The organism is Mucilaginibacter sp. (assembly GCF_041660805.1).
Classification (GTDB): Bacteria; Bacteroidota; Bacteroidia; order Sphingobacteriales; family Sphingobacteriaceae; genus Mucilaginibacter.
On the sequence record NZ_JBAZVP010000004.1, the window covers coordinates 300,112 to 320,388 of the forward strand.

At 39.7% G+C, this 20,277-nt stretch carries 24 protein-coding genes; 10 read left to right on the forward strand and 14 right to left on the reverse strand.

All coding sequences use genetic code 11. The annotated features are described in order from the left end of the window. Positions 1-63: 63 nt before the first annotated feature. The 3 genes from WC743_RS08370 to WC743_RS08380 are packed head-to-tail and all read left to right on the forward strand — an operon-like array spanning position 64 to position 2,118. Positions 64-1,044 (forward strand): NAD-dependent epimerase/dehydratase family protein, encoded by a 981-nt coding sequence (locus WC743_RS08370; RefSeq protein ID WP_373011461.1) that lies wholly within the window; start codon positions 64-66, stop codon positions 1,042-1,044. A 1-nt stretch (position 1,045) separates the two neighbouring features. Further along, a complete protein-coding gene (locus tag WC743_RS08375; protein WP_373011462.1) occupies positions 1,046-1,837 on the forward strand; it encodes an SDR family NAD(P)-dependent oxidoreductase in 792 nt (263 codons plus the stop codon). Then, positions 1,837-2,118 (forward strand): hypothetical protein, encoded by a 282-nt coding sequence (locus WC743_RS08380; protein WP_373011463.1) that lies wholly within the window; start codon positions 1,837-1,839, stop codon positions 2,116-2,118. Before WC743_RS08375 ends, WC743_RS08380 begins: the two co-directional genes overlap by 1 nt. Before the next feature lie 9 nt (positions 2,119-2,127). Here the strand turns inward: WC743_RS08380 and WC743_RS08385 are convergent, their stop codons facing one another. The 6 genes from WC743_RS08385 to WC743_RS08410 form a co-directional block, all read right to left on the reverse strand. Beyond that, positions 2,128-3,813, reverse strand: coding sequence for an LA_2272 family surface repeat-containing protein (locus tag WC743_RS08385; protein ID WP_373011464.1), 1,686 nt, complete (start codon positions 3,811-3,813; stop codon positions 2,128-2,130). A gap of 53 nt (positions 3,814-3,866) precedes the next feature. Continuing rightward, positions 3,867-4,847: a FecR family protein gene (locus WC743_RS08390; protein ID WP_373011465.1), complete on the reverse strand. Its 981-nt coding sequence runs from the start codon at positions 4,845-4,847 to the stop codon at positions 3,867-3,869. Continuing rightward, entirely contained in the window at positions 4,844-5,464 is a 621-nt protein-coding gene (locus WC743_RS08395; protein WP_373011466.1) for an RNA polymerase sigma-70 factor, read from the reverse strand. Before WC743_RS08395 ends, WC743_RS08390 begins: the two co-directional genes overlap by 4 nt. A gap of 25 nt (positions 5,465-5,489) precedes the next feature. Next, a complete protein-coding gene (locus tag WC743_RS08400) occupies positions 5,490-6,182 on the reverse strand; it encodes a DUF6134 family protein (RefSeq protein ID WP_373011467.1) in 693 nt (230 codons plus the stop codon). Positions 6,183-6,333: 151 nt separating this feature from the next. Further along, positions 6,334-7,116: a hypothetical protein gene (locus WC743_RS08405; RefSeq protein ID WP_373011468.1), complete on the reverse strand. Its 783-nt coding sequence runs from the start codon at positions 7,114-7,116 to the stop codon at positions 6,334-6,336. Positions 7,117-7,142: 26 nt separating this feature from the next. Further along, a complete protein-coding gene (locus WC743_RS08410) occupies positions 7,143-7,958 on the reverse strand; it encodes a hypothetical protein (RefSeq protein ID WP_373011469.1) in 816 nt (271 codons plus the stop codon). 243 nt (positions 7,959-8,201) lie between these two features. Here WC743_RS08410 and WC743_RS08415 point away from each other — a divergent pair, with 243 nt between their 5' ends. Together WC743_RS08415 and WC743_RS08420 are read left to right on the forward strand one after the other, a co-directional pair. Next, positions 8,202-9,224: a sensor histidine kinase gene (locus WC743_RS08415; RefSeq protein ID WP_373011470.1), complete on the forward strand. Its 1,023-nt coding sequence runs from the start codon at positions 8,202-8,204 to the stop codon at positions 9,222-9,224. Then, complete coding sequence (locus WC743_RS08420; protein WP_373011471.1) at positions 9,221-9,931, forward strand: LytR/AlgR family response regulator transcription factor; 711 nt, start codon at positions 9,221-9,223, stop codon at positions 9,929-9,931. Before WC743_RS08415 ends, WC743_RS08420 begins: the two co-directional genes overlap by 4 nt. Before the next feature lie 105 nt (positions 9,932-10,036). Here WC743_RS08420 and WC743_RS08425 read toward each other — a convergent pair whose 3' ends face one another. The 5 genes from WC743_RS08425 to WC743_RS08445 all read right to left on the reverse strand — a co-directional run bounded on the left by WC743_RS08425 (position 10,037) and on the right by WC743_RS08445 (position 14,954). Next, a complete protein-coding gene (locus tag WC743_RS08425) occupies positions 10,037-11,056 on the reverse strand; it encodes an asparaginase (RefSeq protein WP_373011472.1) in 1,020 nt (339 codons plus the stop codon). Between the two features lie 33 nt (positions 11,057-11,089). Continuing rightward, entirely contained in the window at positions 11,090-11,857 is a 768-nt protein-coding gene (locus WC743_RS08430; protein ID WP_373011473.1) for a TatD family hydrolase, read from the reverse strand. Between the two features lie 90 nt (positions 11,858-11,947). After that, a complete protein-coding gene (locus WC743_RS08435; protein WP_373011474.1) occupies positions 11,948-12,925 on the reverse strand; it encodes an FKBP-type peptidyl-prolyl cis-trans isomerase in 978 nt (325 codons plus the stop codon). A gap of 55 nt (positions 12,926-12,980) precedes the next feature. Beyond that, complete coding sequence (locus WC743_RS08440; RefSeq protein ID WP_373011475.1) at positions 12,981-13,934, reverse strand: FKBP-type peptidyl-prolyl cis-trans isomerase; 954 nt, start codon at positions 13,932-13,934, stop codon at positions 12,981-12,983. A 9-nt stretch (positions 13,935-13,943) separates the two neighbouring features. After that, the gene (locus tag WC743_RS08445; protein WP_373011476.1) at positions 13,944-14,954 is read right to left on the reverse strand and encodes a bifunctional oligoribonuclease/PAP phosphatase NrnA; all 1,011 of its coding nucleotides are present in this window, start codon (positions 14,952-14,954) and stop codon (positions 13,944-13,946) included. Between the two features lie 172 nt (positions 14,955-15,126). Between WC743_RS08445 and WC743_RS08450 the strand changes: the two genes are divergently transcribed. Further along, positions 15,127-15,546 (forward strand): nucleoside-diphosphate kinase, encoded by a 420-nt coding sequence (locus tag WC743_RS08450; RefSeq protein WP_373011477.1) that lies wholly within the window; start codon positions 15,127-15,129, stop codon positions 15,544-15,546. A 134-nt stretch (positions 15,547-15,680) separates the two neighbouring features. Beyond that, the gene (locus WC743_RS08455; protein ID WP_373011478.1) at positions 15,681-15,881 is read left to right on the forward strand and encodes a hypothetical protein; all 201 of its coding nucleotides are present in this window, start codon (positions 15,681-15,683) and stop codon (positions 15,879-15,881) included. Position 15,882: 1 nt separating this feature from the next. Here WC743_RS08455 and WC743_RS08460 read toward each other — a convergent pair whose 3' ends face one another. Together WC743_RS08460 and WC743_RS08465 are read right to left on the reverse strand one after the other, a co-directional pair. Continuing rightward, positions 15,883-16,173 (reverse strand): DUF721 domain-containing protein, encoded by a 291-nt coding sequence (locus WC743_RS08460; RefSeq protein ID WP_373011479.1) that lies wholly within the window; start codon positions 16,171-16,173, stop codon positions 15,883-15,885. Beyond that, positions 16,166-17,266: a DNA replication/repair protein RecF gene (locus WC743_RS08465; RefSeq protein ID WP_373011480.1), complete on the reverse strand. Its 1,101-nt coding sequence runs from the start codon at positions 17,264-17,266 to the stop codon at positions 16,166-16,168. Before WC743_RS08465 ends, WC743_RS08460 begins: the two co-directional genes overlap by 8 nt. Positions 17,267-17,599: 333 nt before the next feature. Here WC743_RS08465 and WC743_RS08470 point away from each other — a divergent pair, with 333 nt between their 5' ends. The 3 genes from WC743_RS08470 to ytxJ all read left to right on the forward strand — a co-directional run bounded on the left by WC743_RS08470 (position 17,600) and on the right by ytxJ (position 19,461). After that, entirely contained in the window at positions 17,600-18,274 is a 675-nt protein-coding gene (locus tag WC743_RS08470; protein WP_373011481.1) for a tol-pal system YbgF family protein, read from the forward strand. A gap of 130 nt (positions 18,275-18,404) precedes the next feature. Next, positions 18,405-18,905, forward strand: coding sequence for a 6,7-dimethyl-8-ribityllumazine synthase (gene ribH / locus WC743_RS08475; RefSeq protein WP_373011482.1), 501 nt, complete (start codon positions 18,405-18,407; stop codon positions 18,903-18,905). Between the two features lie 226 nt (positions 18,906-19,131). Then, positions 19,132-19,461 (forward strand): bacillithiol system redox-active protein YtxJ, encoded by a 330-nt coding sequence (gene ytxJ / locus WC743_RS08480; RefSeq protein ID WP_373011483.1) that lies wholly within the window; start codon positions 19,132-19,134, stop codon positions 19,459-19,461. 131 nt (positions 19,462-19,592) lie between these two features. Here the strand turns inward: ytxJ and WC743_RS08485 are convergent, their stop codons facing one another. Next, a complete protein-coding gene (locus WC743_RS08485; RefSeq protein WP_373011484.1) occupies positions 19,593-20,186 on the reverse strand; it encodes a hypothetical protein in 594 nt (197 codons plus the stop codon). Positions 20,187-20,277: the final 91 nt, after the last annotated feature.

Sequence of the window (20,277 nt, forward strand, 5' to 3'; positions counted from 1 at the left end):
CGCGAATTATAAAAATGTGTTATACCATGTAGGGGTAAAGTTAAACTTTATTGTACTAAGGTTATGAAAATATTAGTTACAGGCTCCACCGGGTTTATTGGCCGGCAGCTTACTTTAACCCTTGCTAATAACGGCTATGATGTAAAAGCATTGTGCCGCGATACCAACCACCCTTACTTACCCAAACATAAAAATATTGAACCTGTAAAAGGCGACATACTGGATACTTCCAGCCTGCACAACGCTATGCAGGGCTGCACCCAGGTATACCATACCGCCGCGCTGGCCAAAATGTGGTGCAGGGACGAAAACGATTTCCAGCAAACTAATGTTACCGGTACCCGTAATGTGTTGGAAGCAGCCGCAAATTTGGGCGTACAAAAAACAGTATATACATCTACCTGTGGCGTTTGGGGACCAACTTTAAAATTTCCTTTAACCGAGAATGAGCCGCGCATTGTTGGCTTCCCGATAGCTTATGAACGCACCAAGTACCTGGCCGAACTGGAGGTTAACCAGTTTGTAAAAAAAGGGCTAAATGTAGTTACTGTAAACCCATCCCGTGTGTTTGGGGAAGGCCCGGTGACCGACAGCAATACCGTAGGTAAAATGGTTTATGGTTATTTGAGGGGCAAGTGGCGTATTATTCCCGGCGATGGTTCACAGGTAGCTAACTATGCTTTTTTAGATGATGTAGTAAACGGCCATATTGCCGCAATGGATAAGGGCATTACTGGCAATCGCTATATCCTGGGTGGGGAAGATATCAGCTTTAACGAGTTCTTTATCACGCTGCACCAGGTATCGGGCAAGTATTGGAGCATGCTGCGTGTACCTCAAAAAGCTATTAAGTTTTACAGTCGGTTTGAATGGCTGAAAACAAAATTAACCGGGTTGCCGCCATTCTTTTTACCTGAGTTTGCAGACCGTTTAAAGTTCGACCAAAAATACAGCAGCCAAAAAGCTGCCCTGCAATTAGGTTACCAGATAACACCTTTTGCCGATGGCATGCAAAGAACAGTAAACTATTTAAGCGCCAACTAACATGCAGCAACTAACAGCCATAATAACCGGTGCCAGTGAAGGGCTGGGCAAATCATTCGCCATTGAACTGGCTAAACGGAATATTAATTTATTACTGATTGCGCTGCCTGGTTCAGGCTTGGCCGACTTAACCAGTTATATCCGTAAGAATTTTAACGTAAGGGCAGATCATTTAGAAATGGACCTGACCTGCACAGAAAGTTACCCGATGATATTCGGTTATATGAAGAAACGAAACATGACGGCGCATTTGCTTATAAACAACGCGGGATTGGGAAATTGGTCGTGGTTTGAGGATAAGGGTATTGGTTTTTACAAAACACAAATTGAGTTGAATGTAATAACACCAGTGCTGCTTACCCGCCTATTTTTAGAGCAAGCCGATAGCGCGGTTACTTCCTACATACTAAATGTGGGCAGTTTGGGCGGCCTGTTTGTTGTACCAAAGAAACAGGTTTATGGTGCTACCAAATCGTTCATTAGGTATTTTACTAAATGCCTGCAAATGGAACTGTCAGGGTCAAACGTTCGGATTAGTCTGCTTAGTCCGGGAGGGATAAATACCAAACCAGAACTACTGGTGCTGAACAATACACTCAAGGGCATATCTAAGGCTACCATTTTAGAAGCTGAAGACGTTGCCCGCATTGCTATTGATGGTTTGCTGAAAGGCAAAAAAGAAATAGTACCCGGTGCGCTAAATAAATTGATGGTATTGTTAAACAGTATCTTACCCGGGTTTGTTAAGGATATGATTGTTAAAGGCCAATTAAAAACCATACTGAAAAGCTAATGGTACGCTCACTTTTTGCATATAGGCATATTAAAGCGCTCTGCAGTTTTTTTAATAAAACCAGCAATACTTTCAAGCTGATAAATACAGATACGGTTGCCGTAGATTCGGGCATTTTTGGCGGGATGATATTTGAGTTTCAAGACGATTGCTGCAGTATAAAGATCAATCATCAGCGTACCTGTTTTGACCTGACGGGGGATTTTTCTACAGATAATTTGGTAAGGATATTGTTGAACCACAATATTATCCGTTTAGGGGATCTGGATGGGTTAGAATAGAAAGAGACATTAAAAGAAATTCAAACCAACATTCCACCCTACCCACCAATAAGTATTGCGGCTTGCACTAAAATTGTGCTGCAGGTTTTGGGCCAAGGCATAACCTTTAATAGCATTGCCCTGTTCGGTATAGTACAGGTTTAATGATGGGCCAGCTATGATAGATACCTTTTTACCAAGCTTAATATTGAAGTTGGCATCAAGCCGGTTAAGCAGGTTGGCGTAGCGCCAGGTGCCTTCATAGAGATAACGGGTACTAAGTTCGGTATTAAAAGCTAATCCCTTGCTAATATCCAAAACAGATCCTAAACCCATCCCGAAACCATATATTTTGCTATCAGGATTTAGCCGCATGCCGCCGGTATAAATAGTATAAAAATTCGAGCTGCCCGATTTTAAAGAAAGGTTAGCATTCAGCGTTTCGTTTGCTGATAGTGTTACTTTGTTGTATCCGTTATGTACATAGTTGATGAGCCCCAAACTAAGTCCAGATGAACTATCGGCAATATTTACCAGTCCTAACTGCACCCCGCGGAGATTTTTAGCATAATTGAACATCCCAATTTGTATCCCGCTGAATTTTTGATGGGCAATATTTGCCAGCCCGGCTATTTGCAGGCCGCTTACATTTTTATTCGCAATGTTTCCTACCGGTCCTATCTGCATACCGGAAACTTCGCCACGGGTATGATTGTAAAGGCTCAATTGCACTCCGTTTAAGTTCTTTTTTATAGTATTATGTAACAGAGCCAGTTGTACGCCCCTCACATTGCCCAGCACATTATTATATAAGCTGCCAAATTGCACCCCACTAACCGTACCACCTACAATATTGAATATACCGGCAATTTGTACGCTCCGTACATCCCCCTTATCCAAATTAAAAATAAGCCCTAATTCAAAGCCATCTACGCCGGCATTGTAGCCGCCAATCGCGTTTAAGGATACTGTATTTACTATCTGCCCGTTAAACTGCCCGTGGGTGCCCACGTTAGGTATAACCGATGCCTGGAAAGGTGCCTGTGCTATTAATCCGCGCAGGTTAGCGGCCTGTATTTGCTGCCTGGTTGAAAGGAGCAAACGCCCTAAAGAGGTATTCTCCAACCCTTCATAATCATCATTGGCAATATAGGAGAATATGTTGCGGTCCGGACTAACATGAACATCGTTTAAAAAGGTGATAGTAGTATCTTTGTACAACTCTTTGCTAATGGTTAATTGTACTTGTGCACCTTCATTTTTAAGGCGCAGTTCAAAATGGCCGTTCTGATCGGTGAGCGTAGATTGCAGCAGGCCCTTTTCATAAACGCTTGCATTTAAAAGTCTTTTGCCCGTATTTTCATCTGCAATAAATCCACTGATCACGTATTCCTTATCCTCGGTAACAGCCTTTTCGGTAATTAAATTTAATTGCAGCGGCGCATATCTCAGAATGATAAAATCATGTGCATCCTTATATTCAAAACGCCTCATCAACATATGGTCAAGCACTTCTTTGATCGTCCAGTTCTCGGCGTCTAAGCTAACCAGGCTATCAACTTTAAGAATATTGCTGTTGTAAGAGAAAAAGAACTTCCCCCTATCTTCCATTGTTTTAAGCACTGTACCTAAGCGCTGGTTTTTTACATGGATAGAAATATTGCGGGCAAGCGTGACCTGGGCAAATGAATTACTATTCCCTACCACTAAAAGCATGAATATTAAAAAAATCAACAGCCGTGGATAGGTAGATTGCATAAATAGGTGTATTATCTCAGAATGATCTGGCTCCCTCTCTGCTCAACTGTAATATTAAGTGTCATGCCAATTACATCCAGCACCTGCTCAAGCGACTTGGCTTTAAACACAGTGGTAATAGGCATTTTGTTTAACGATGGCCTGGCAATCACAATGTGCACGCCATATATCTCGTTCAAAGCATCTACCAGTTCACTTAAAGGCGTTTGATCGCATATCAGCATTTTATTAATGTAGTAACTGTATAGCTTGTTATTTACCCTTGATTTAGTAAAGCGGTCGCTATTATTTAGCACATCCGTTTTCTCTCCGGGATTTAGGTTAAGGCTGTTCCTTGCTTTGCTAACATTCACAATTCCGGTCTCAACAATTACCTGTGTTTTGCCATTCCTGCTTTTTATATTGAATGACGTGCCAACCACCCTAACCGTTACATCGTTCACCTTAATTATAAATGGTTTTGTTTTATCGGGGGTCACTTTAAAAAAGGCCTCTCCATCCAGGTTAACTGCCCGGGTATTGCCCTTAAAGTTTTTGAGGTAAGATAATTTCGATAAAGTGTTCAGTGTTATTATCGACCCATCGGGCAAGGTATCTGTTAGCACCCTATTGTTACTTTGCAGGTTTACAATAGTAGGTTTACCCAAATAACTAACGCCAAAGTAGCTTATAGCACATATCACAATAAACGATGCTGCTACAGCCAGCCAATTGGTCTTAGTCTTTATAGGTTTTATCTCTGCTTCCTTTATATCTCCTGTACTTTTTATGCGGTTCTGTAGCCTGTCAAATGCAGCATCGGCATTAACATCGCGGGTACCGGCAACCAGCAAACTGCTTTCCCATATCTTTTTTAGCTGCTCGTAATGCACCCGGTTCTCTTCTGTGACATTTATCCATTCTTCTATCTGTGTGCATTCGGCAGGCGTAGCTTCGCTAACCAGGTATTTTACCAGCAGATCATCGTTTATATGGGTATTGTTATTACTCATCTGCTAATTAATAAAAATAACATTATGGTTAAAAATTCAGCCAGTTTAACACGCATCAACTTTAATGCCTTGCCCATTTGGTTCTCTATGGTTTTTATGGATAGCCCCATTTGGTCGGCAATTTGCTGATATTTCAAGTGCTCAAACCTGCTCAACTGAAATATAATGCGGCATTGTTGAGGCAGCTCATTTATGGCCTGGTGGATATGCTTTTCCAATTCATTCACCATTACTTTTTCTGACGATAGATTTGACGCATTTTCCATTTCATCGGCATAATACACCCGGAACGATGCTTTTACCTTTTGATGTTTCAGATAATTCAAGCTTTCGTTATGTACAGACCTGTATAAATAAGCTTTGACCGAGCCTTCAGGCTTTAACTGATCGCGCTTTTCCCAAATACGGCAGAATACATTTTGCACCACTTCTTCGGCCAGTTCATCATCCTTTAAAAAAGTATAGGCATAGGCATGCAGGTTTTTAAAATGATCTTTAAATACCGTTTCAAATACCTTCTCACTGCCCTGCTTCAATAAAGTTATGATCGTAGTATCGCTGTATTCCACTTTTAAAGGGTGAAAATATGCGATAAATATAGGTGCTTTTGCAGTCAATGTTATACCCTTGTTTACAACAAATTTAGGCCAGTTGTATTTGAATGGTATATAACGAGTGGTGAATATCAACCTTACTGCAAATACCGTTGGTGTATGAGTAGTAATTGTAGTTACCATCGGGCAAATCAATACGGTATATATGATCACCGGTTTGCTTTACTTTTAAAAATCTCTGAAAATTATCAGAATATACCTCCATATTATCGGCAGGCTCGTGGCAATACAACAGCATCAGATTATTGCTGATCTCTTTTTGATCAACCTTTCCGCTTTTGCCTTCGGCTATTGTCTGGTAACCATCACCGGCACATTTGGTAATCCGGTTGGCTTTCTCTTTGCCATTTACTTTACGCTGCACGTGCGAACTTACCAGCTTGCCATTCTGAAAAAACGACTCTTCATTACAATCTACCCGGATGCTAAAAATGAACCGCATTTTTACCGCGGAGATCATTTTAAGATAAACGTCATCGCCTGTGCGCTTCTGGTAGAGATCCATATGGCCTACAACCTTCCCGCTGTGCAGTACATTGTATTTGGTAATTTGTTCCTGCGCAGGCTGGGCAAATAGAGGTTTGGTAATTACCAGCATTAAAATTAAAGCCGCTGCATTTTTGGTGGGAATTATAAACTTAAGGATCCCGGTATTTCTATGGCGGTTTAACGCCGGCATGGCATATTTTTTAAATAACCATATGAGTAAAGCTGTTATCATTGTATTGTGTATTGCTTTTATACACCTAATACAATGAAGGTTAGGGTTACCCCTATACGTTTAAATGATTTATATTTCCTGTTGCAATTAATTAAGTCAAATGGCTTTGATAATGCAGTACATTACCAAAGCCATTGTTAAATAGTTATTATTAAAATGTATATGCCTTATTCTTTTTTAAAAAATAAATTTCATTTGCCGGGTTATAAAATGCCATTTCTATGGTTTCCTTATTCTCTTTATTAATATAAAAGGTATTGTTAAATTTCATATTGGCCAATGACACTTTAACTATTGCTGCATCAACCCTTTCGCCATTCTTCTTTATAAATTGACGGGTACCGTTAACCGAATAAATTATCCAGGTTAACCCATGAATTCCGTAGGCATATATTGGCACTTTATAGGTTGCATTTTGGTTCAGATCAACATACTTTAAAATAAAGTCGTTGAGGTATCCATCAAAAAAAATGCTATTTATTTCCTCATTGATATTAACGGTTGAATCTTTTATTGTGTGGATACCGGTAACATTACTTTTTGAAAAATTTAGAGACCACTTTTCTGCAGATGACGATTCTTTGTTACTCAGGGCATTTAATGTATTGGCGTCATAGTATGCACTATCTATAAGTTGCTTTGCCGGGAATGTAGAAATGCGCAATAGCAGCCGTTTCCCGTTTAGGGTTTTATACTGAACCGAATCTGTGTAGGTACCATAGCTCTTTTCAACACCCTTTTGTACTCTGTTAAAATCATACTCTGTTTTAAAAGGCTTTATCTTTTTGTAATTGATTGACTTTGAACCGGGATATAAGATAATGGTATCGCTTTTTATAAGTATTGAAGCTTTACAGCGATGTGAACTATATACGTAATTACTCAAACCGACAATGGCACATGTTGTAAACAACCAAATTTTAACAATATTCATATCTATACTATTATGTTTTGCATGTATTATTTCTGTACAAACCTCGGCATCAGATCTGCCGCTGCACCGGGCATCTTCACCTTGTAGCGGAAACCACCGGGGAAAGTATCTTCTTCCTTTAAAAATTCGTGCCCTTTTTTACTGATCCAGAATGTTTCTGTAGCCTTCTGACCTTTATACTCACTTTCATTAAACAGTTTCCAGCAATCTACCTTTTGGTTATCCAGCGTGGTGATCACTTCACTACCAATAACTTTATAAATAATATAATCAGGTTTGCCCAAGCCTGCATCATAAAAATTAATAGCAAAGGTTTTACCGGCAGCCAGTGGCAGCATCTCAAAAGTTTCAATATCCAGGTTCCAGTTAAAGTTGGGAGTAGTAAAATCAAGTGAGAAATTTTTTAGCGTATTTGCCGCAGCAGTGTCGGCGCTTACAATTTTGCCGGCATTCCAGTTGAACGCTTTGTTTTTACCGGCAACCGTTTCTGAATGGTATACGGGCGAAAAATCGTTTACCCTATTCACCGAATATGCCCTGCGGTAGCTCATACTATCGCTGCCATACCAGTGCTGGCTGGTAGCAAAAACCTTTTCGCCGTTGCGGGTTTCAATCTTTGTATCGCGCAGCCATAACCAAAACCTTAAAGTTTTCGGGCTTTTCGGCATCTGAAAATACACCAGGTATTGGCGCATGCCCGGTTTAAGGGTAGCCGTGTTAAGGCGCTTATCTTTAAGCCTTATGGTATCTGCCTGTGCCGATACACTATTTGATTGTGATAGTAAAAGCAATATAGCCATGCCTGTATACAGCAGCCAGCTTGCGGGAGAAAATGTTTTCATTTGTGATATATTTTAATGGTTTAAGCCTTATTTATTGAAAGCAAATTTGTTGGTTATTTAAGGCCACAAGAAATTGTTTCAACCATATGCTTACTATATTTAACCATCTGCCGCCACAATTCAACAGCATATAAAAACCAGCTATTTAGCCACGTCATTGAATAATTACGATCATTTATTGAATTAATAGCGGCCATTGTTTAAACTCATAGCTTACTATAAAAAAGCTTTGTACTTTTAAGCATGCAATTGTTCAACCGCAAACCTACCACCGCCCAGTTACAATGGATGGTGTGGGTGTTTGTATTCTTTATTGTGCTGTTTTCTCTGCTGCCAATGGATGGGTTGGGGCAATCGACGGTATTTGCGTTTGTTAACACATTATTTTATGCCGCAATTATTTACGGAAACATCCTGTGGCTTTTCCCTCAGCTATATCAAAAGGGACGCATTGCCACTTATGTAACAGCAGTAATTGGGCTGTTACTTGTTACAGGTGGATTAAAGGCTTATATATCCATGTATATATACAATAGGTTTTTTGCTATGGGCCATCCTGCTCCAATGAAATCACAGGCAATTGTTAGTTTTGTAATTGCAGGAGTATTGATATTTATGCTCAGCTTTATTTTCAGAATTGCGCTGGCTTATTTTACCTTAAAGCAACAAACCGAAGAAATTTTGGTGCAAAAAACACAAGCCGAATTAAACCTGCTCAAATCGCAGGTGCAGCCGCATTTTCTGTTCAATACACTTAACAATATTTATTATGAAGCCTACCTTGAAGCGCCGCGCACCGCGGGTTTAATAGAGCGCCTAAGTGACATTATGCGGTATTTTGTTGATGAAAGCCCCAGGCAGGTGGTATCATTAGCTACCGAAATTCAATTCTTAGAGAACTACATCGCGCTTGAAAAGATCCGGATCAGGTATGATATTGATATCACCTTTACAAAAGAGTGCGAAACGGCGTTAAGTATCCCTCCTATGCTGCTCATGACCTTCGTAGAGAATATTTTTAAGCATGGTATTGATAAAACCAGCAGCAGCAATAAAATTAATATCTCACTGGTGCAGAAAGATGGGCGACTGATATTTACGACTGAAAATACCGTTCCTGATAAACCGTTAAATACGCCATCAACCGGGTTTGGAATTGCCAATTTGCGCCAACGTTTGGTATTACTGTATAAAACTGATTTTGATTTGCAGGTTCAAAACAAGGTCGATGTATACATGGCTTCATTAAATATACCACTGGCATGAATTTAAAGTGCATTATAATTGACGATGAGCCCAACGCGGTAAACCTGCTTGAAGTATTAATAGGCCAAACTACCCAATGGCAGCTTTTGGGCAAATGCTATAACGCATTGGAAGCGATAGATTTTTTAAAGAAGCATCCGGTAGATTTTATTTTCCTTGATATTAATATGCCCCACCTCACCGGTATGGAACTTGCCGGCTTATTGCCAAAGGAAACCAAAATTGTTTTTACAACTGCCTATAGTGAACATGCGGCAGATAGCTACGCGTTTCAAACTATTGATTATTTATTAAAGCCTATAACACTTAAACGTTTTTTGGCCGCTACCCAAAAAATTGAGGCCAGTTTTGACAAGTCAATAATTACCGAAAAAGCCGAAAGCAAAGCCGATGACGACTACTTTTTTGTAAAATCGGGGAAGACACTACGCAAGGTATTACTGGACGAAGTATTGTATTTTGAGGGCGAAAAGGAATATGTGCGGCTGGTTACCGGCAACGAAGAATTACTGATCTATCGCCGTTTAAAAGACATTGAAGAGCAGTTACCGTCGCCTTTTATACGCGTACATAACTCGTACATAGTAAATACCAAGCTGCTTAACAAAATTCAGGATAACCATATTTACATTGGCAGCAAACAGATTCCCGTAAGTGAAAAATTCAGGGAAGGTTTTATGAATGTGATAAAGCAGCGGATATTTTAAACTTATGTCATCCTGAATTTATTTCAGGATCCCTCGGGACAAGTAATAAACCCACCAGCTATCTTGCATGTGAGATGCCGAAATAAATTCGGCATGACAATCGTTCTACGACTCCGTTAATTCGCCGCGCAGGTCTTTTTCCAAACAGCGTTTTACTTCTTTAGGGTCATCTATTTCGCCAAGCAGGTACATCATTTTGGTAACAGCCGCCTCATAGGTCATATCAAAACCGGTGGCAACGCCAATATCTTTTAGCTGCTTGCTGGTTTCATAACGGCCCAATTCAACTGTGCCTACTTTACATTGCGAAATATCAAGTATCACCTTACCACTGTCAATAGCGTTCTTCAGCAAATCAATAAACCACTGATCTGTTGTGGTATTACCAGCGCCAAAAGTTTCCATTACAATACCACGCACATCGGCGCCTAAAATGGTTTCGACTACCTTAGGACTAATACCCGGATACAGTTTTAGCACCGCTACATCACTCACCAGGTTATTGTGTATTTTCAGCGGGCCTTCTCCCGGTTCGCGGATATCATTTATGCTGAAGCGCAAGTGCACCCCAGACTCTGCCAGTATTGGATAATTTGGCGAACGGAAAGCTTCGAATTTGGATGAATTGTATTTAAACGAACGGTTACCACGGAAAAGCTTATAATCAAAATAGATACAAACCTCCGGCACGCGCGATTTATCGTTCTTTTTGGCCTTGGCAATTTCAATGGCCGTCATCAGGTTTTCTTTAGCATCGGTGCGTACCGCGCTTATGGGCAATTGCGAGCCTGTGAAAATTACGGGCTTATTCAAATTTTGCAGCATAAAGCTTAATGCCGATGCTGTAAAGGCCATGGTATCAGAGCCGTGCAGTATTACAAAGCCATCAACAGTATCGTAGTTAGCTTCAATTAAGGCAGCCAGTTCGCTCCAAACGGCAGGGTTCATGTTTGATGAATCAATGATCTGATCGAACGAGTGTACCTTAATTTTACAATTTAGTTTCTCCAATTCGGGCACATTATCCATAATCTGCTCAAAATTGATAGGTACTAATACTTTGGTAACAGGATCGCTCATCATACCTATTGTCCCACCGGTATAGATGATCAGTATCTGGCTCATGAAATTATTTTTACTATAAACATTCGGTTTAATTTATACACCAAATACCTTTATTGAATTTTCGGTGGTGATGTTGGCCACATTTTCTATAGAGGTTTGATACAGTTCCGCTACCTTTTGGGCAATATATGTCAAATAAGAGCTTTCATTTGGTTTACCCCGGTACGGAACGGGCGAAAGGTACGGAGAATCCGTTTCTAATACGATATGCTTAAGATCAATTTGCGGTAAAATTTTATCAAGTCCGGCGTTTTTGTAGGTAACAACTCCGCCTATTCCCAAATAAAAGCCCAGATCAATAATTTTTTCGGCCTGTTCACGCGTTCCGGTAAAACAATGGAAAATGCCACGCAATTTTTCGTCCTTTTCATCCTGTAAAACCTTGTAAACTTCATCAAAAGCATCGCGGCAATGTATCACTATAGGCAAATTCATTTGCTTAGCCCATTTTATCTGCAGTTTAAAAGCCTGGATCTGCTCGGTTAAAAAAGTTTTGTCCCAATAAAGGTCAATACCAATTTCGCCAATGGCGTAGATAGCATGTTTATGTAAGGCAGGCTGCATCAGCATCAGTTCATGCTCCCAATCAGCCTTAACCGAGCAAGGGTGCAGCCCCAGCATAGGGTAGCAATTGTCAGGGTAAGCATCCAGCAGATCAAACATCAGCGGGATAGAGGCAGCATCTACATTTGGTAAAAACAGGCGGTCTATTTTATTATCCAGGCAACGCTGCATCAGATCTGCCCGCAGGGTATTATCAGTTTGATAATACAAATGGGTATGTGTATCGGTTAACACCATGGCGCAAAAATAAAAAAGACTGATGGTTAATCAGTCTTATATTTTAATTTAACTATAAAGGCTATTTAATTTTAGCAGTAGCTAAGAAAATTAAACTTTCTTTTTGGTTGCAACCTTCTTTTTAAGCGGCGCCTTTACCGGTGCCTTAACGCCCGCTTTTACAGGAGCATGTTTTGCACGGTTTACCTTAACCATTTCAACATCAAATACCAAAGTACTAAATGGCGGTATAGTTTCGCCGCTGCCTTGGTCGCCATAAGCTAATTGCGACGGAACAACTAAAGTAGCCTTTGAACCTTCGTTCATTAACAGTAAAGCCTCATCCCAACCCGCAATAACTTTCTGTTTGCCAACAGGGAACTTAATAGGCCCGTAGGTACGGCCGGGCTGTTGTAAACCCGCTGCTTTGGCAACAGACTCTATACAGCTGTCAAAAACTTTACCATCAAGTGTGTAGCCTGCGTAATTTACCAGCAGGGTATCGCCGGCAAGTGGTTTTGGCTTGGTACCCGGTTTTGTAATTACATATCTTAAACCAGATGGTGTAGTTTGGGTGGCCAGTTTATGTTCTTTGATGTAGGCATCAGCGCCTGCCTTTTCAGCGGTCTTTATCTTTTCCAATCCGGCGTTCCTTTCGGCAATTGCTTCATCCAGTGATTGGATCCTTAGAATTTTTATGAGAAACGTAAGGTTCCCCCCTTTAACCAGGAAGGGCGGGCGTGACTCTTCGTGACCCTTAAAAATGGAATCAATTGGCACTTTGATCATTGCGCTGTCATTGAGTGCCAGCAATGGAAATATATCCATCAGATCGCCAATATTGGTTGATGGGTGTACTTGTGCCTTAACCGGCTGGCCTTGCAAATAGGTACTAAACAGAACAGAATCCTTATCTGTTTTTTGAACAGCGTGAAAGGTTATTACATCATTCTGCTTTATTTTTTCGCCGGTATTTGGGGTAAATATCTGGTATTGCAAACCATTGGCAGTGCGCTGTAAAGTTCCCTGGGCACTTGCTGCAAGTGTAAATAAACCAAGAGATAATATTGTTAAAAAAGTATTTTTCATATTACAAAAAAAAGCCTTCCGGGTATTATCCGGAAGGCTGATATAGATTTTTAAATTATCTTATTGCCGGTGCTGTCGTTTTTGGAGCATTAGGGTTTGGATGAACAATGTCAACCAATTCTACTTCAAATGTAACCGGTGTGTATGGGCCAATTGCAGGTGGAAAACCTTGCTCGCCCCATCCTAAGTTTGATGGTATAACAAAAGTTGCTTTAGCGCCTTTGTTTAACAACAACAAACCTTCGTCCCAGCCTTTAATTACTTTGCCTTCGCCAACAGCTATGCGTATTGGAGCAAACTGGCGCCTTGGGTCCATTTGTTGTTTTGCTTTAATAGCTTCTTCTTTTAAGCTGCTATCAAAAAATTTACCGTTTAATAATTTACCGGTGTAGTTAACTACAGCTGTATCGCCAACAACAGGCATTGGGCCATTGCCGGGTTTGGTCATTACATACATTAAACCAGATGCTGTTTTAGTTGGAGCTAAATTTTTGTCCTTCAGGAATTTCTGGATCAAAGCAGGCTCAGCTTTTTTAACTGCTTCGGCCTGTACTTTAAAGTAATCGGCAACTTTAGCCTGGAAAACCGCTTCTGTCTGGGTTCCTTTTGGTATTACTTTTTCTACCTTAACTTCATAAATAAGGTATTTACCTTTAAAGCCCGGAGGTTTTGGGGCACCTTTTTTAAACATTGTATCAATGCTTAATTTAATGGTAGCGCTATCACCTTCACTTAACATTAGCAATCCGGCAGATATATCGCCTTTTTGCTGTGCTTTTTGCATGATATTGTTTACGGGATGGCCCATATCATAAGTGCTTCCAAGTACTGAATCAGCTTCGTTCTTCAACGTTAAGTTAAGGCTGATAAAATCGCCGGGCTGTAAATTAGCACCCGGTTTATCTACATGTATATTATATAGTAATCCTCCGTCGGCTTTTTTAAACCCACCTTTGCAGCTTGCCAGTCCAATGGTTGCAAGTGCAATAAACATCAAGTTTTTTCTCATTTTGTTTTTTTACTGTATTAAAAGTTTTTTGTACTCGGGTAATATTGATTTAAATTTATTGATTGTTCCTTCAAGTGTATCTGCCGACTGCCCGCCAGCTGCATTACGATGGCCTCCGCCTTCAAAATATCTTTTGCAGATATCATTAGCCGGAAATTCTCCTTTTGATCGTAATGATAGTTTTACCCTGTCTTTCCTGTCAACAATAAATGCCGCCAAACGTACGGTGGCAATTGACAGGGCGTAGTTAACTATACCTTCTGTATCGCCGGTATTTACGTCATATATAGCCAGGTCCTCTTTGGTTACAGATATAATAGCCGTGTTAAATTCGGGTAATATCTCTAACCTGTTGGCCAAACAATGGCCTAAGAAACGTAAACGGTTTTCTGACGAACTATTGTATATCAGCTCATGTATTCTCCAGTTAACAGCACCTGCATCAATCAGCTCCGCTACTATGCGGTGCACGGTTGATGTAGTGTTAGGCAAACGGAACGAAGCCGAATCTGTAAGTATCCCTGTATATAAACAGGTGGCTACATCTTTATTTACTAATTCCTTTTTATGCAGCACATTGGCAATAAAATCATAAACCAATTGTGCGGTTGCGCACGCGTTTATGTTCCAATGGCGATAATCATCAAAATCTTCAGGCTCCAGGTGATGATCAATCATCACTTTATAGGCACTGCTTTGTCTTACCAGCTCGCCCATTTCATTAATGCGGCTAAGATTGTTAAAGTCAAGGCAAAATATCAGGTTTGCTTCGGCTATAAGCTCGGCAGATCGCTGTGTTGCTTCGGTATAGATGATCACATCTTCGTTACCGGGCATCCAGCTTAAAAATTCAGGATAATCTGTAGGGGCAATCACTTTTGCGTGATGGCCAAGCTGTATCAGGTAATGGTACAAACCTAATGACGAACCCATAGCATCACCATCAGGTTTATGATGGGTAGTTATAACTATTTTTCGGGGCTGATCTAAAAGTTCAGTAAGCGAGGCTAAATCCAACATCAAATTTTAAAAGAGCCGCAAAGCTAAGTAATTTAATTAAATACATATAGCATATTTATGGCAAATGCTTTAAATATCAGATGTAAAACGCTATTTTTGCGCCAAAATTTTAATATATAACAGGATTATTAAAAACGGATACCCGCCATTAATAAACTGCAATAAATCAATCATGAAAACAAACAGAACATTTACAATGATAAAGCCTGATGCGGTTGCTAACGGGCACATTGGTGCAATTTTAGACCAGATAAGTAAAGCGGGCTTTAAATTTGTAGCATTCAAATACACTAAATTATCTGCCGAAAAAGCAGGCGAATTCTATGCTGTACACAGCGCACGCCCTTTTTATAAAGACCTGGTTGAATTTATGTCATCAGGACCTATTGTTGCTGCTATTTTGGAAAAAGACAACGCTATTGCGGATTTCCGTACATTAATTGGTGCTACTGACCCGGCTAAAGCTGATGCAGGCACCATCCGTAACCTGTTTGCAAACTCAATTGAAGCGAATGCTATACACGGTTCTGATTCAGATGAAAATGCTGATATTGAAGGAAACTTCTTTTTCTCGGCTTTCGAAAGATTCTAATAACGGGTGTGATATAAAAAAGCGGGTGTAACGAATTTGTCACATTCGCTTTTTTGATTCCCTTTTTATTTGCATTCCCGATCTTAACTACTTAAGTTTACGTTAATTGTTCACCTCCAATAAATTACCACCAAATGAAACTACTTATTAAGTACCTTATCTACTCTGTAATTATGGTTACGATATTACTTGTTTCATTGAATATTTTCAGGGATCACCCCGAGGCACAGTTCGCTTTTATATTCCCCGGTATCTTTTTAGTAGCTTTCTCTGAAATTATGGATGATACCTTTCGTAATGTTTCCAAACGTATGCATCTGTCAAAACAGAGGTAGTTTACAGAAACACAATTTCTACAACCAGCTCAGTTTTCGCATCCTCGTTTATTTTTTGAATAATCTGGTTCCGCATTAATACCAACTCATTTTTAATTACCGATGACTCTATACGCAAGAACAGTTTCTTATCGCGTATAAACAATTCTTTAGTGCGGTTAGCTACTGATTTACCTACCAGATCGGGCCATAGCGATACAATGGCGGTTTCATCATACCGGCGCTTTATTTTATAAACATTCAGCATTTGCTCAATGGCTTCCTTAAGCGATTTATCATTTGTTTTACGCATCTATACTGCCCTCCGCAACTTTAAATAGTTTCAAATCAACGTTTATATCATTAAAAATACTTTTAACACGGCCCATGCTGGTATCGGTTATAAAAACCTGACCAAAATCATTGTTCGATACCATTTGCATTAGCTTGGTAACACGGCCATCATCCAGTTTATCAAAAATATCGTCAAGCAGCAGTAAAGGCTTAAAACCTTTTTTTTGCGTAAGAAAGGTATACTGCGCCAACTTAAGTGCTATCAGGAAAGATTTTTGCTGCCCCTGCGACCCAAACTTTTTCATGGGCATGGCATGTATATTAAACTGCAGATCGTCTTTATGGATCCCCGCCGTGGTGCGTTCCAGGATGCGGTCGCGTTCAAGATTCTTCTTTAACAGATCGGCAAGGCTATCCTGTAACAGTTGCGATTCATATATCAGTTCAACCTGTTCAGCATTCTCGCTAATAAACTGGTAGTGCTTATTAAATATCTCTGTAAACACTTCCATAAAAGCACGGCGCTTTTCAAAAATGCGGGTACCGCTTGTGGTTAGCTGTTCATCAAAAATAGATAACAGGTCTGGGTCGTACCGGCCGGTATCGGCAATTTGCTTTAATAATGCGTTACGGTTGGCTAATACCTTGTTATAGGCAATCAGCTCGTCAAGATAGTTATGGTCGGTTTGTGATATTACGTTGTCAATAAATTTACGGCGTTCCTCACTGCCTTCTATAATAATGCTGATATCATACGGCGATATCATTACCAACGGCAGTAAGCCAATATGATCTGCCAGGCGCTGGTAATCTTTTTTATTTCGCTTAAACTGCTTTTTTTGATTCCGCTTAACCCCACAGGCCACAATCTCTTTATTGCCATTTTTTTCAAAAACGCCGTTGATCATAAAAAAATCGGCCCCTTGTTTTATCTGCTGGCTATCAATAGGGTTAAAATAACTTTTACATAATGACAGGTAATGCACCGCATCAAGCAAATTGGTTTTGCCTGCTCCGTTATTGCCCACAAAAGCATTTACCCCCTCGCTAAGGCTTAGCTCGGCTTCGGAGTAGTTTTTAAAATTGATAAAAGATAATTGCTGCAGATACATATTGGGATGGCAAATTTAGTTAGAATAAGTTGATTGAGTTGGATTAAGTTTATTTAGTTAAATGATTTTCCCGATCTGCAAAAAACAAGAAAAAAGATACGAATAGATACGGAAATTATACATTTTCATACAAAAAAACATGCTTTTATGGCGCATTTATGGGCCATTTTTAAACCATTAAAAACATCCGTTCCGGGCTGTAAAAAACACTTTCTAATTCGCCGGCAAATAAACCGGCCAACTACCATCACAATCAACTTAATAAACCTCAAATATTTAATTTGTTAAAAGTTTTGAAAACCGTATTTTTGCAAACTTAATTTTTAAATACAGATGTCAGCAACCCAGGTGAATACAAAAACTACAACAGAGAAAAAAGAAATTGTAAAGGGCGGTAGTTTTGTACAAGAGAACCAAAAAAGCTTGTTATTTATAGCAGCAGCCATTGTTGTAATGGTAATAGGATACATTGCGTACTTAAAACTTTACCTTGCACCAAGAGAAGTTAGCGCTGCAAATCAGTTTTATGTAGCACAAGATTTTTGGGCAAAAAAAGACTGGGATAAAGCTATAAAAGGCGATGCCGGCTACCCTGGGTTAGAAAAAATAATAAGCGATTACAGCAATACCAAGGTTGCAAACCTTGCTTATTTTTACTTAGGTACCGCCTATTTAAACAAAGGTGAATACCGCAAAGCGATTGATAACTTAAACAGCTACCGCGGCGATGATGCCATGATTGCGGCAGAAGCTTTAGGCAGCGTTGGCGATGCTTACGTTGAATTGAAAGACTTTGATAAAGCCGAAACCTACTTTAAGAAAGCTGCAGACAAGGCAAAAAATAAATTCCTTACGCCTTTATATTTAAAGAAACTGGGTTTAGTATACGAAGCTAAAAACGATAACAAATCTGCAGCGGATACTTACAAAAAAATAAAAACAGATTACCCTGAAAGCGCCGAAGCACAAAATATCGACGAATATATTGCCCGCAGCGAAGCAAAATAATAAATAGCTAAAAGAGTTGTAAGGGGTTGAAAGTGTTGTAAAGGTTTAAGAGCCTCAATGTTTTCAACCCTTTCTTTTTTCTATAACTTTTATAACCTTTGTTAACGTTTACAACTTCTACAACTAATCCATGGCTACTCAATTAAAAAACTTATCTGATTTTTCAACCGCGGGTGAAATACCTTCTGCAAAGGGTTACAGCTTTGGCATTGTAGTAGCCGAGTGGAATGCCGAGATCACTAATGCCTTATACCAGGGTGCTTATAATAGTCTTATCAAATACGGCGCTAAGCCTAAAAATATCCACTCGTACCCTGTACCGGGCAGCTTTGAATTAACCACCGGGGCCGAACTTTTATTAAAGACCGGAAAGTTTGATGCCGTTATTTGCCTGGGCTGTGTAATACAGGGCGAAACCCGCCATTTTGATTTTATTTGTGATGCAGTTGCAAATGGTGTAACAAATGTTGCCCTAAAATATTCAAAACCTGTTATATTTGGTGTATTAACAACTGATAATCAGCAACAGGCAATTGACAGGGCTGGCGGCAAACATGGTAATAAAGGCGATGAAGCTGCTGTAACTGCAATTAAAATGGCTAAATTGGCAGAAACTTTAAGCAGTAAATAACGTATAAACATTAAGTTGATCAAGTAATGAAAAAGATATTATACATAATAGTTATAGCCTTAGCATTAGGCAGCATATCAGCATGCTCAAATAAACTATGCCCTGCCTACGGTTCTTACCCAAGGAGCCGCTAATCCATTAATTCAGTTTTTACAATTTAGCCAAACTTAAAAGAGTTTTACATTGTATTTACTTTTAAACAGGCTTATACACTTACTTTTGTTTTATGGAATGGATATCGCTGGAATCAGCTAATCAGATAGATAATATTAAACAGCAACAAGGTTATACTTTAATTTTTAAACACAGCACACGCTGCTCTATCAGTATGATGGCTAAAAGGCGCTTTGAGCTTGATTGGGAAGACCTACCCGATGATATGCCCCTTTACTTTCTTGATCTGATCAAATACCGCGAACTATCTGCTAAAGTTGCAAATGACTTTCAGGTACATCATGAGTCGCCGCAGTTATTACTGATAAAAGATGGTGAATGTGTGCTTGATCAATCGCACGGAGCTATTTCAGTTGATGAAGCGATAAGCGTTCTTGCTTAATCTTTTAAGCCAAAAGATACTTTGAGACAAAGGATTAAAAGATAAAAGACGAAGGACAATAGTCCGCAAAGATTATAATAATAAAGAAAAGGCCCGGTTATCGGGCCTTTTCTTTATTATTATAATGGCCATTACTTAACATTATTTTTTGCCAGCGTACCATCACCTGCATTGATGGTTTTTGAAAGGCGAATAGCAGAAAGCAAGTAATAAAAAGCGCCAAAGGCAGAATAGCCTGCAAGGTTAACAATACCCATTGTTGGCGAACCTGACATCACTATAAAAGAAACCCCGGCAAGTATTGATTGACCTCCGCTCAGGATCATTGGCCATTGGCCCCCTAATTCATGACGACGACGCAGGCCTAATATTAATTGGATAGCACCGGTTAGCCCTGCCCAAATACCAAATACAATAAGTACAAGCGGGATACCTTTACTTAATGAAGCAGCAACAGCAATTGTAGTGATAACACTTATACCCAGGTTAATGTATTGCGGTGTTAATGGCCCGTTATTACGATTAGCGCGAATATCAAAGATTGTACCCACCACATCCCAGGCGGGATATATAACTACTAATATACCGGCTATAGTTGGAGATGACTTTGCAAACAAAGCCACTAATGTAACCCATATTACAGAAAATATAACACGGATAAAATAGAGCGTACGCAATGAGCGGGCACTATTAATTGCTTGATTTTGAATTTGATTAGATGACATGGTTTTGAATTTATTTGTTTAATGATACAAAGGTGTTCATACGCAAATACATAATTTTTCACTTAAGTGAAAACCAAGCCCCGTTTTGTCA